Genomic DNA, 12,525 nt, shown 5'->3' with positions numbered 1-12,525 from the left:
AACCCTCTATTTATTTACTATAAAGCATCATCAATTTATTATTTAAAATCACATCAGTATTAAATCTTCCCCTAAAAGTAGTTGACAATGTTTTAGTGCCTGGCTTTTTTACTCCACGGGTCGTCATGCAGGCATGCTCACCTTCTATAATAACAGCCACATCGCGTGAGTTAGTAACCATCTGCATAATCTCAGCTATGTCTGTACCTATTCTTTCTTGAAGCTGTAATCTGCGACCTACCATATCAGCTATTCTTGCAATTTTACTTAAACCAATAATTTTTTTGGTAGGAACATATGCAACTGTAACTTTCATATCATACATTAAAGCTAAATGATGTTCGCAATGACTAAAGATTTGGATATCCTTCATTATTACCATATCACGAGACCCTTCTTCAACTATTAAATCATCAACAAATGTTGTATTAAACATTTTTGAAATTTCATCATTGCTATATCGCATGCCAGCGAATACTTCTTCGTACATTTTAGCTACACGGGTTGGGGTATCTTTAAGGCCTTCCCTTGAAGGATCATCACCTATTGCTATTAAAATACCTTTTATATGTTCTTCAATTGCTTTCGTATCAATTGCCATATTTTACACACCTCTCTTATTTGGATCCCAAATGATTTTATGAAGTTGTACTTGAAGATTAACACCATTCATTTTATTATACTTCATAAATTCTACAATCTCCTCTAGGTCAATTTGTCCGAATACTGGACTAATATATACATTTGTTTTGCTAGTTAGCTCATATTTATCTATTATAAATTTGGCCTTTTGTAAATCTGACCTGCTGCCAGATACAAATTTAACTGTATCTTTATAACCTAAATATTTAAAGTTATTTAAAGTCATTTTATCTTCCATATTACTTGAAGGTAATTTATAATCCATATTAAAGCTTGGTGGATTTTCTATACTTAAAAATTCATCTAAAATAACACTACCATTAGTTTCTATTTCAACATGAAGCGATTTATCGCTAGAGAGCGTTTGTAATAGTTCTATAATTCCTTCTTGAAGCAGTGGCTCACCACCAGTTAAGGTTATATTTCTAATTTTAGTAGATTTTATATATTTGTATATCTCAACAGGCGTCATGAAGTCATAACGAACATTTTCATTATTGGCCCAGGTGGTATCGCAATAGCTACAATGTAAATTACAGCCTGCAAATCTTATAAATACTACTAGTTGTCCTGACAGAGGACCTTCTCCATTAACACTTATAAATTTTTCAACTACTTTGTATTTCATTTTAACGTGCCCCGCTTTCTTCATATGATGCACTATTAGTAGGCGTTTCATAAACCGTAGTTTTTTTTACAAGATAACCTTTATCTTTCATTAGTTCAAAAAAAAATGATGCAAAGTTTTCAGCTGTTGGTCTAAAATCAACCAGAATTACATTAAAGCCATCTTGCTTTAGACAATTTAAGGTTTCGCTTCTCATGGTATCTTCTTGCACTATTAAGGCATGGTCATAAGAATCTACCATATCTTTAACATCTTTTTTTAGATCACCAAAATCTATTATCATGCCGTCAAGTTGTCCGCCTTGTGCCAAGGTTTCTGATTGAACGTAAACTTCAACTTTCCATCTATGTCCGTGAATATTTGAACACTTTCCTTTATAACCAGAAAGAAAATGTGCACTGTCAAAGCTGTGTTCTGTCTTTAAAATATACATGGGTTCACTCCTCTTAATATTTATGTTAATATCCTTAATATTTCGAAAAAATCATTTTATTTTTCATGTTTATAATTTTTTGTAAATAAAAAAGGGCATAATCTACCCTCATACAAAAAAAGCTACCTAAAACGGTAGTTACGTCCTAGTTTTGTTTATAGACAGGATGGTTTAGAACTGTCTTATTAGGTTTTATTATTACTAATTTTACTATAAGTTATGAGGTATGTCAACTCAATATAAAGTTTACTTTAAACTGAAATTGTGTAATAATATAAAGTTGTAAAAGCATATTCAATTATAGTATCATGGAGAAATATTGGGTATAATATATCTAAAAAATAATGTTGTTAGTGAGGAGTAAAAATGAAAATAGGATTTGATCAGAAAAAATATTTAGAAGAACAATCAAAATATATTTTAGAAAGAGTTAATAATTACGATAAATTATATTTAGAATTTGGGGGGAAACTTTTCAATGACCTTCATGCAAAAAGAGTTTTACCAGGATTTGATGAAAATGCAAAGATTAAGTTACTACATAAATTAAAAGAAAAAGTTGAAGTCATTATTTGTGTATATGCAGGAGATATCGAGCGAAACAAAATTAGAGGGGATTTCGGTATTACATATGATGTTGATGTTTTAAGATTAATTGATGATTTACGTGAATATGATCTTGATGTAAATAGCGTTGTAATAACCAGATATGATGGGCAACCAGCAACTACGATTTTTATAAATAAGCTAGAGCGTAGAGGAATAAAAGTATACAAACATAGGGCAACCAAAGGATATCCTACAGATGTAGATGCAATTGTAAGTGATGAGGGATATGGCAAAAATCCATATATTGAAACAACAAAATCTATTGTAGTTGTAACAGCACCAGGGCCAGGAAGTGGCAAGCTAGCTACTTGCCTTAGTCAGCTTTATCATGAACATAAGCAAGGCAGAGCAGCCGGTTATTCAAAGTTTGAAACCTTTCCAGTATGGAATATTCCTTTAAAGCATCCTTTAAATATAGCCTATGAAGCTGCAACAGCGGATCTTAACGATGTAAATATGCTGGATTCATTCCATTTTGATGCTTATGATAAAATATCCGTAAACTATAATCGCGATATTGAAACTTTCCCTGTACTTAGGCGAATTATAGAAAGGATAACAAATGAAGAAGCTGTTTATAAATCTCCAACAGATATGGGAGTTAACAGAGTAGGCTTTGGAATTATTGACGATACGGTTATTAAAGAAGCATCTAGACAAGAGATAATAAGAAGGTATTTCAAAACAGGATGTGAGTATAAAAAAGGTTACATAGATAAAGAAACCTTCGAGCGGGTAAAGCTTCTTATGGAAGAGCTTAATTTAAAACAGCAAGATAGGAAAGTTGTTATTCCTGCAAGAGAACGCTCGTCGGCTTTAAAACAATGTTCGAGTAAAAATGAAACTTGCCCAGCAATGGCAATGGAGCTTAATGATGGAACAATAGTAACTAGTAAAAGTTCATCTGTAATGGATGCAACAGCTGCCATAATTTTAAATGCTGTTAAATATTTTGCAAATATAAATGACGAGATTCACCTTATTTCTCCAGTTATACTTGAGCCAATTATAAATCTAAAATCAAAAACATTAGGTAGTAAGAAACCAGCTTTAGATTGTGAAAATGTGTTAATTGCCCTTAGTATATGTGCTGCTACAAATCCAACAGCAAAGGTAGCCATGGATAAATTAGTAATGCTAAAAGGATGTCAAGCTCACTCAACTACAATCATAAGTACAAATGATGAGCAAACTTTTAGAAAACTTGGCATAGATATAACCTGTGATGCAGAATATGCAACTGAGAGTCTTTACTATAACAATTAGTTATTTTAAATACCTTGTTTCTAATAACATAGAAGTAAAAGCTCACTCTATCAAAGTAGGGTGGGCTTTTATGATAAAAAAAGAGTAAGTTTATAAAAACTTATCTCCATAATAGCAACATCCAATGGCTCCATTAAATTGTGGATGCTCAATTGATACTATCTCTTCATAATCTTCTTTTAAATATCTTTTTAGTGCGGTATTATTAGCAACACCACCAGTTAAAATTAATTTTTTACCTTTAAATCTACTTAAAAGAGGTTGAAGTCTCTTGTATAGAGAATAGTTAACACTGGAACATAAGTTTTCTATACTTACACCTTCAGCTATTTTTCCAATTAACTCTGACTCAGAAAACACAGCACATGTTGAATTAAGTTCTACAGGATTTTCATAATTCACACTCATGTCATCAAGAGATATTTCAAGTACATTTGCCATATTCTCTAAATATCTACCACAGGAAGCAGCACATTTTTCATTAAGCTCTAGGTCAGTGGTGATGCCTTTTTCTACTTTTACAACCTTAACATCTTGGCCACCTACATCTAAAAGTATAAAATCTTTTAAGCCAGTTTGATAGAGCCCCCCATACACGTGGGCCTTTATCTCATTTATTGGTGTGAATAACAATAAGTCAATATTATTTCTTCCGTAGCCTGTAGATACTGCCTTATCAATTTGCCTAATATCAAGCTTATCTAAATTAACAACAATCTTACCATCAAAGTCGCAGTAATTTCTGTAAAAGCTCATGGTACTTACTTTAGCCTTCTGTATTATCTTATTATTTTCCATTAAAACAATTTTAACCTCGCGGCTTCCAAGGTCAATTCCTAACACTCGCATTTTTCAGCCTCCTTCAAATCTAGTAGCATATCAAGAAAGGCTTCTAACCTAAGTTTTGTTCTTGCATCTAAGATATTTAACTTGTCACCTTCGATATTTAATATGGGTATATCTAGTTTTTCTTTTAAAATAATATTTTCGACTGCTCTATAGCAAAAGGCTTGAGTGTAGTGAATTATTCCATCTAGTTTACGTTCGTCAATTTGCGTTTGTAACTCTTTGATCCTAAAGTCAGTATCATAAGGATAAGTGTAGTCATAATATTGCTGAAATATATTTAGTGATTTATCTGCTCTTGGAAAAGCAAATTCTCTTTGAACTTCATTGTATACAAAATTAGCATTAAACTTCTCAACAAATTCATAGATATCGCAAGTCATGGGAGGAACCCCTATATATCCAAGTCGTAGTTTTCTAATTACTGGTTTTTTATTTTTCATATAACAAATAGATTTTTTAAGTTCGACTTCAAAGGCATCTATATCTCCATTAAAATCACTTAAGCTTACTTGATATAGATGATTTTCAAAACCAGTTACCTTATTATGGATATGTGTTAGTTCATCAATTGTTTTAGCTAAGGCTCTAATTTCATTTAGCCTTTTTCTAACTACTTCAACTTCTTCAATCGTTACATTAAAGATACTCATAAATTTATTTATTTCGTGTTCTACATCATCTAATTTGTGACTGTGTGGAAAGGAAAAGGGATAAACTTTTATTCCTTTTAACGTAAGCACTTCAATAAGGGCTTTGGTATTAGAACAGTCGCCCTCCACAACTCCGATTATCTCTTTAATGCCGTTTGCTAAGCACGCTCCATAAATTCCCTTTATCCAAGTGCACAAGCTTTTAGGAAAGCCATCTTTTTCTGCAATGTCTATATATTTCAAATAGTCCTTAGAGGTTATAAAAACATTATTTAAATCTACAGGGGTATAACCCGCCGCAATTAGAACCTCTACAGGTACGGTAGTTGTTAAGCCTATTTTCTTCATTTTAAATCCTCCTAAAAAATAAAAAAGGGCGTAAAACGCCCTTAACGTCCTAGTTTTGTTTATAGACAGGATGGTTTAGAACTGTCTTATTTAAGTTTTATATTAATAAAGTTTACTTCATATAATTAAGTATGTCAATTAGACATTATTTCTACGTACATAAATAAAATTTAAAATATTATTGAAAAATATATTGACGCTAACGTTACGTTATAGATTATTATAGATTTGTAGGGAAGAAAATAGAGAAGGGATTTCTAGGGTAACGACACTTTAGTTTATGAAGATGCAAAGCTGATTCGGTATTGATGATGATTAATAAAGAACGAAGGAGATGATTTTATGTCCTACAAAATAAAAGAAGTAGCTGACATGGTTGGAGTAAGCGTACGTACACTTCATCATTATGATCAAGTAGGTATTCTAAAGCCAGATTCTGTAACAACAGCAGGATACAGACTTTACACTGAGATGGACATTGAAAGATTACAGCAAGTTTTATTTTTTAAAGAACTGGATTTTACTTTGCAAGAAATAAAAGAAATTTTAGATAATCCAGGTTTTGATAGAAAACATGCGTTAATGACACATAAAGAGCTACTGATAGAAAAAAAGAAGAGACTTGATAAGATAATAAAATCTGTAAATAAAACTATAGATTCCATTGAAGGGGGAACAGATATGAATAAGAAGGAAATGTTTGAGGGATTTGATATGACTGGAATAGAGGCACATAAAGAAAAATATGCAGAGGAAACAAAGCAAAAATATGGTAACTCTGATGAATACAAGGAAAGCGTGAAAAAAACCTCAAAGTACACAAAAGATGATTGGGCCAGAATCAATACAACAAGTGGACAAATATACAAGAAAATTGTAGATAATATGGATAAAGGTGTAGAACATTCGGAAGTTCAAAAGGCAGTAGGCGAGCTAAGACAGCAAATTACAGATAACTTCTACAATTGTACTATAGAAATATTTAGAGGACTTGGAGATTTATATGTTTGTGATGAACGATTTACAGCTAATATTGATAAGTATAAAGAAGGTCTAGCTAAGTTCTTAAGTGAGGCAATGTATTACTATTGTGATAAGGCAAAAAAAGGTGTCACCCACTTGGAAAGTAGCAAGTAAAGAAAAGGGACAGTTAATAATTTGTATAAATTATTAACTGTCCCTTTGAAAATTTCATTCAGGTTTTGTTTTATAATTTGATTGTAACATGTATATTGGAATGTTATTATTAGATTGTAAAACTTTAAATTTCGTTGCAAGGATAAATATTACAAATATAAGAACTAACAAATTAAACAAGTATAATAAATGATAGTATTTCAAAATGAAAAGGGGGATAAATTTGTTTGTATTAATTAAAGGTATAGGATTATTACTTTTTACATTGTTCTTGTTTTCACTTTTTAGTTTAAAAATGCCTAAAGGTCAAAAAGCTATGTCAGGCCTGGCAAATGCTGCTGTAGCAACATTTTTAGTAGAAGCGATACATAAATATATAAGCGGAAATTTATTAAACATTAAATTCTTGGGTGAAGTAGGCGCTTCCTCAGGAAGTATGGGTGGCGTAGTTGCTGTAATATTAGTTAGTATAAATATGGGGTTGAATCCTATATATGCTGTAACAGCTGGTGCTGCAGTATTTGGGTATGGTATTCTTCCAGGCTTTGTAGCTGGATATATAATTGCATTTATCGGCCCAATTTTAGAGAAAAAGCTACCCAAAGGACTAGATATAATAGTTGGTGCAATTTTGATTGCACCACTTGCTAGGGGTATCGCTTTAGTGGTAGATCCAATAGTAAATTCAACTTTACTTAGTATTGGAAGTATGATAACTGTCGCTGCTAATCAATCCCCTTTTATTATGGGGTTCTTATTAGGTGGAATTATGAAGATGATATGTACATCTCCTTTAAGTGCTATGGCACTAACCGCGATGCTTGGGTTACAAGGTCTTGCAATGGGGATAGCATCTATTGCCTGTGTTGGTGGAGCTTTTTCAGATGGTATAGTATTCAAAAGACTTAAACTTGGTGATAAAAGTAACATAATAGGTGTGATGCTTGAACCGCTAACACAGGCTGATATAGTAACTTCAAATGCACCTCCTATATTTTTTTCAAACTTTATAGGAGGTGCACTAGCTGGTTTAAGTGCTGCTTATTTTAAAATAATAAATAATGCTCCGGGTACAGCTGCACCTATTCCTGGATTATTAGCACCATTTGGTTTCAATGAACCTAAATCAGTTATTTTTGCTATATTATTTGCCATATGTGGTGGAATTATTGGTGGACTCTTTGGTTCTACTATAGTTCTTAATATTAGAAAAAAAAGAAATAAAAAAGTAGAAAAGGAAGATGTTGTAGCGTAAAGTAGAAAAATCAAGGACCGTTAATAATTTTATAAATTATTAACGGTCCCTGATTTTGGTTTATTATTCTCTAATCGCATATGAGGCATTTACAAAATAATTAATCTAGTATTTGTACGTTTAAGTATTTAACGCCCCAGTTATTAACTTCTTCAGGGGTGTTGAAAAATACATCTATAAAGTTACCTTTTATTGCAGAACCAGTGTCCGCAGCAATTGCATTGCCATAACCTTCAACATATAATTTTGTTCCTAAAGGAATGACATTAGGGTCTACGGCTATTGTACTATAGCCATTTGGATTTCGCTCTGTCTTTCTTCCGGAGGCAGTATAAGTATTACCTGGAGAATCTGTCGAATAGGCAGTGGCCTTTACACTAAAAGACCTACCAGAAGATGCAGTAGCTTTTAAATTAGCAGCCCTTGAAGGAGCTGAACCATTTTGAGGATTCACAGAATTTTTTAAAGATTCTCCTCTTGAAGGGGTTATGGGTGACAAAGTGCCTTGAGCTATAATTTTACTCTGAGGTTCTTTAACTACAGCTTCTTTAACAACTTTTCTAGTTACTTCTTTCCCATTCTCATAAGTTACATTTAAAGTAATACTTTTTTCGCCTTTTGTTCCATTTTGTACAACCTTACTTTCAGATTTTAATGTATCGCTATCCTTTTTAATAACAGTTTTAAAATCAATGGGTTTTGTCTGTTTTAGTGTTTCTATTTTAACTCTAGTTATGGTAACATCCATACCTTTAGATAACTTCGTTTTTACTGATGGTGAAATCTTATCAGTAGGGCTTAAAACGATTTTTTCTGTAGTTAACATTCGGGCGATATCTTTTTCAGCAGACTTTACGTTAAGCTCTTTATTGTCTACTAAGACTTTAATATTTACAGCGCGATCTATAGTTATAACATCATTGGTAGTTATTTTTGAATTTAAAGATTTGTCAATCCTATCTTTTACTGCTATATTTATACCAGCTTTTTCTAAGGCGCTGTCAAAAGTTTTTTGGTAAGTTACTAATTTAGTAGGTTTGCCATCTACAACCACTGTAATATTTTTTCTGATAAAGCTCATGAAAACAGTTAAAGTTGCAAGTATGGTGATAAGAATAGATCCAATAACAATTTTTGTTCGCTTATCTTTCATAAATTTAAGCAGAATATCATCTCCTATTATAAAATTCAGTACAAAGCATCTACAAAAAATAATACTAATCATTCTAGTCTATTTTTTTTGATGATTAAGTACTGGTGTCAGATGCCCAAAATACAGTAATCTTAAACATATTATAGTTAAAATCACTCTCAAAAGATGCATGAGAAGTAGGGGAATCATGTATCTGTACCAATATATGGAACGATAGAATATTTCAACAATATTGTAGCACGTTTATTTGTGGGAGGCAACTATTTTTTGTTGCAAGTAGGTTGTAGAGTGCAAGCAACTCATTTGTAGCGTGAGCGGCACCATGCTATAATATGACTATAAATATTTGAACAAAATTATACAAGGCCTCAGAACGATATCTAAAAAATTACAGTATTTGCAAGGTAACTGTGCAAGCACTTGTGAATATGGTAAGGATATCAAAAGGTGCTTTTTATATATTTATGAATCAAAAGAAATATTATTCTTCGAGGTACCTCAAAATTTTCTCGAAAAATATGACAATAAGTGATATAAACAATTAGTGAGGAGCATTTATGAAATTAAAAGAGCTTGAGAATATAGTATTTAAATCATCTTCAGAGCTTATGAGAAGTGAGGGAGAAAATGCGTTTAATAGTGGATTAGTTATTAAGATTAAAGGCAAGAAAATAGAAAATATATATCATATTTATGGTCGCGTCAAGAGTGATACTCAATGGAGTGAGTTAAACACGCATATTAAAATAGATTTATTAAAGAAAAAATTGGATGGTATAAAATGTACTTGTGAGGATTTCAAAACAGCATCTAATGTGGGATATTTATTTATGTGTAGCCATTTAACGGCTACAGCATATAGTTTTTTTAGCATAACTGCAAAAAAAAATTATGAGAAAAATGAAAAAACGGAAAAGTTAAAAGAAGATAATTCAAATAATCAGGGAAGCGAAAGTATTATAAAGTTAGTTCGTAAGGTTTCAAAAGGCCCAACTTATTATGAAGCGCAATATGCAATAGGTAAGGAAAAAATAAAGATAGAGCCTAAGGACTTGAGAACTTTTTTAACTGGGACTAACCATAAGAAAATTAAGCTAAACTATGATAGTTTTGAGTTTGAAGCTCCAATAGTGCTAAAAGATTTACCACTAAACTTTACATTAAAGATTAGAAACGAATATTTTGTTTTAACAACTCATAGGCAGTTCCCAGTATCATTAAATGATAAAAATGATGTGTATTTATTTAATTGGAAACTTTATATACCATCAAAAAATCAAGTTCTAAAATATGTTGCGTTATGTGAAAAGTTAAAAAAAAATGGTGAAATTCTATACCCCGGCGGAATAGAAAACTATAACAAAATTATCTCATTTTTAAGTAGTATTTCAAATAATATTAATATTAGTGAAGAGATAAAAGATTTTGCAGCAAATTTCATAAAACCTGAGTTTTACATATATGAGATAGGCAGTGATATTTATTGTGATATAGAAGTGATTTACGGTAATGATAAAATAAATATATTAAAGAAAGATAAAAGTAAAAATATAATTACACGTAATTATAAAAAAGAAGACAAAATACTTATGGAACTAGAAAAGTATAGGTTTATAAAAAGAAATGAGAAGCTACTTTTTATAGGCTCAGATGAGCAATTATTTGACATATTAAGTAAGAACGAGAAGAATCTACATTCTCTTGGCAATGTTACATTTGGAAAAGGGATTAAAGACAGGAAAATATATGATTTCACGGCTATTGAAGCAGAAATTAAAGAAAAGGATGGCTACTATGATTTTTCCTACGGTATACATGATATCGAAAATAAAGAATTAAATAGTGTACTCTCTTCATTTAAGCAAAAAAGAAGGTTTTATAAAACTAATAATAATAACTTTTTAGATTTTAAAGATGCGGGAGTTAAAAATTTCTTTGATTTAATAGAAGTGTTTAATATTAATAAAAAAATAGAAAATGGATTAATGCATATGGATAAAGGTAAGGCATTATATTTAAATGAAAAGATGAAAAACAAGGGTATTCAGTTTGTAAAAGGTACTGAAGTGTTAAATGATATAGAAAACGCTTTATTGGATATAAATAATATGGATATAAGGGTGCCAATGAACTTAAAAGCCACACTTCGTGAATATCAAATAGATGGTTTTAAATGGCTTAAAAGTCTAAGTCGGTTAGGATTTGGAGGGATATTAGCCGATGAAATGGGACTTGGTAAAACAATTCAAACAATAGCTCTTCTATTATCAGAAGAGAATAAAAAATCTATTATTATTAGTCCAACTTCCCTTATTTATAATTGGAAGGCTGAACTAGAAAAATTTTCACCTAGTCTAAATGTAGCTATTGTACATGGCGAAAAAAGCCGGCGACTTAAATTGATTCATAGTTTAGAGGAGTATGATATAATACTAACAACCTATGGAACTTTAAGAACAGATATAGGGTTATATGAGGATATTAGTTTTGATTATTGTATTATAGATGAAGCCCAAAATATAAAAAATCATTTAGCACAAAATACAAAGGTTATTAAAGAAGTTAAAGCTAAGGTAAGATTCGCATTAACAGGCACTCCTATTGAAAATAATTTAATAGAACTTTGGTCTATTTTCGATTTTATAATGCCCGATTATTTATACTCTAAAGAAATTTTTGAATCAAAATTTATAATTAATAAAGAAGGTGATTTAGAAGAACTTAAATTGCTAATTAAGCCTTTTCTCCTAAGGAGAACAAAAAAAGAAGTATTGAAAGAACTACCAGATAAAATAGAAAAGAAGTTTATAGTTGAGATGACATCAGTTCAAAAGGCTGTATATAAATCTTATACTAAAGTTGTCAGGGATAAAATGAAAAATAATAACGGTGATGATAAAATAGAGATTTTTTCTTGTTTAACTAAGTTGCGACAAATTTGTTTAGATCCTTCACTTGTAATAGACGAATACAAAGGTGGAAGTGGAAAGCTGAAAATTGCAACTGAGCTTATAGAAAATCATATGGAAACATACGGAAAAGTGTTATTATTTTCTCAATTTACGGCAGTACTTAAAAATATAGGAGAGAATTTAAATGAAAAGGGAATTCGGTACCTTTATTTAGATGGAAAAACAAAAGCAAAGGATAGAATTAAACTGGTAGATGAATTTAATAACAGTTGTGAATCATTAGTTTTTTTAATCTCGCTAAAGGCAGGGGGAACAGGTCTTAACTTAACCTCTGCAAATTTAGTTATTCATTTTGACCCTTGGTGGAATCCAGCAGTAGAGAATCAAGCAACAGATAGGGCTCATAGAATTGGTCAAAAAAATGTAGTAGAAGTGATTAAGTTAGTTACTAAGGGGACTATAGAAGAAAAGATCATTCTACTCCAAGAAAACAAAAAACATTTAATAGACAGTGTAATTACAGGGGAACTTACAAGTAGTGATATTCTAGGCAAACTTACAAAGAAAGAACTTCTGGAAATTTTTAGATTTTAGGGTTTAGAGTGAGGGTGCCACGCGCTAAAGATAGCACCAAAAGGAGATA

The 12,525-nt window shown here is 31.2% G+C and carries 10 protein-coding genes; 4 read left to right on the top strand and 6 right to left on the bottom strand.

The features are described from left to right. Positions 1 to 10 precede the first annotated feature (10 nt). The 3 genes from folE to queD are packed head-to-tail and all read right to left on the bottom strand — an operon-like array spanning position 11 to position 1,703. Positions 11 to 601 (bottom strand): GTP cyclohydrolase I FolE, encoded by a 591-nt coding sequence (folE, locus tag ACWJKE_RS09265; protein ID WP_216302732.1) that lies wholly within the window; start codon positions 599 to 601, stop codon positions 11 to 13. Positions 602 to 604: 3 nt separating this feature from the next. Beyond that, on the bottom strand, positions 605 to 1,270 hold the full coding sequence (queE, locus tag ACWJKE_RS09260) for a putative 7-carboxy-7-deazaguanine synthase QueE (RefSeq protein WP_462958742.1): 666 nt from the start codon (positions 1,268 to 1,270) through the stop codon (positions 605 to 607). A 1-nt stretch (position 1,271) separates the two neighbouring features. Next, entirely contained in the window at positions 1,272 to 1,703 is a 432-nt protein-coding gene (gene queD / locus ACWJKE_RS09255; RefSeq protein ID WP_216302734.1) for a 6-carboxytetrahydropterin synthase QueD, read from the bottom strand. A 366-nt stretch (positions 1,704 to 2,069) separates the two neighbouring features. Between queD and ACWJKE_RS09250 the strand changes: the two genes are divergently transcribed. After that, positions 2,070 to 3,578, top strand: a complete 1,509-nt coding sequence (locus ACWJKE_RS09250; protein ID WP_165413913.1) for a DUF1846 domain-containing protein — start codon at positions 2,070 to 2,072, stop codon at positions 3,576 to 3,578. A 90-nt stretch (positions 3,579 to 3,668) separates the two neighbouring features. Here the strand turns inward: ACWJKE_RS09250 and ACWJKE_RS09245 are convergent, their stop codons facing one another. Next, entirely contained in the window at positions 3,669 to 4,427 is a 759-nt protein-coding gene (locus ACWJKE_RS09245) for an acyl-CoA dehydratase activase (protein ID WP_220319925.1), read from the bottom strand. Beyond that, complete coding sequence (locus tag ACWJKE_RS09240; RefSeq protein WP_216302735.1) at positions 4,415 to 5,425, bottom strand: 2-hydroxyacyl-CoA dehydratase family protein; 1,011 nt, start codon at positions 5,423 to 5,425, stop codon at positions 4,415 to 4,417. The genes ACWJKE_RS09245 and ACWJKE_RS09240 overlap by 13 nt, the downstream gene beginning before the upstream one ends. A 342-nt stretch (positions 5,426 to 5,767) precedes the next feature. On the opposite strand from ACWJKE_RS09240, the gene ACWJKE_RS09235 reads away from it, so the two are divergent. Beyond that, complete coding sequence (locus ACWJKE_RS09235) at positions 5,768 to 6,562, top strand: MerR family transcriptional regulator (protein WP_165413910.1); 795 nt, start codon at positions 5,768 to 5,770, stop codon at positions 6,560 to 6,562. Between the two features lie 223 nt (positions 6,563 to 6,785). Continuing rightward, positions 6,786 to 7,817 (top strand): PTS sugar transporter subunit IIC, encoded by a 1,032-nt coding sequence (locus tag ACWJKE_RS09230; protein WP_258876414.1) that lies wholly within the window; start codon positions 6,786 to 6,788, stop codon positions 7,815 to 7,817. A gap of 100 nt (positions 7,818 to 7,917) precedes the next feature. On the opposite strand, the gene ACWJKE_RS09225 is transcribed toward ACWJKE_RS09230, so the two are convergent. Next, positions 7,918 to 9,042, bottom strand: coding sequence for a 3D domain-containing protein (locus ACWJKE_RS09225; protein ID WP_220319927.1), 1,125 nt, complete (start codon positions 9,040 to 9,042; stop codon positions 7,918 to 7,920). A gap of 485 nt (positions 9,043 to 9,527) precedes the next feature. On the opposite strand from ACWJKE_RS09225, the gene ACWJKE_RS09220 reads away from it, so the two are divergent. Continuing rightward, entirely contained in the window at positions 9,528 to 12,476 is a 2,949-nt protein-coding gene (locus tag ACWJKE_RS09220) for a DEAD/DEAH box helicase (protein WP_462958741.1), read from the top strand. Positions 12,477 to 12,525 lie beyond the last annotated feature (49 nt).

The organism is Clostridium sp. CM036 (genome assembly GCF_055081135.1).
This window is presented reverse-complemented; position numbering and strand designations above follow the sequence as displayed.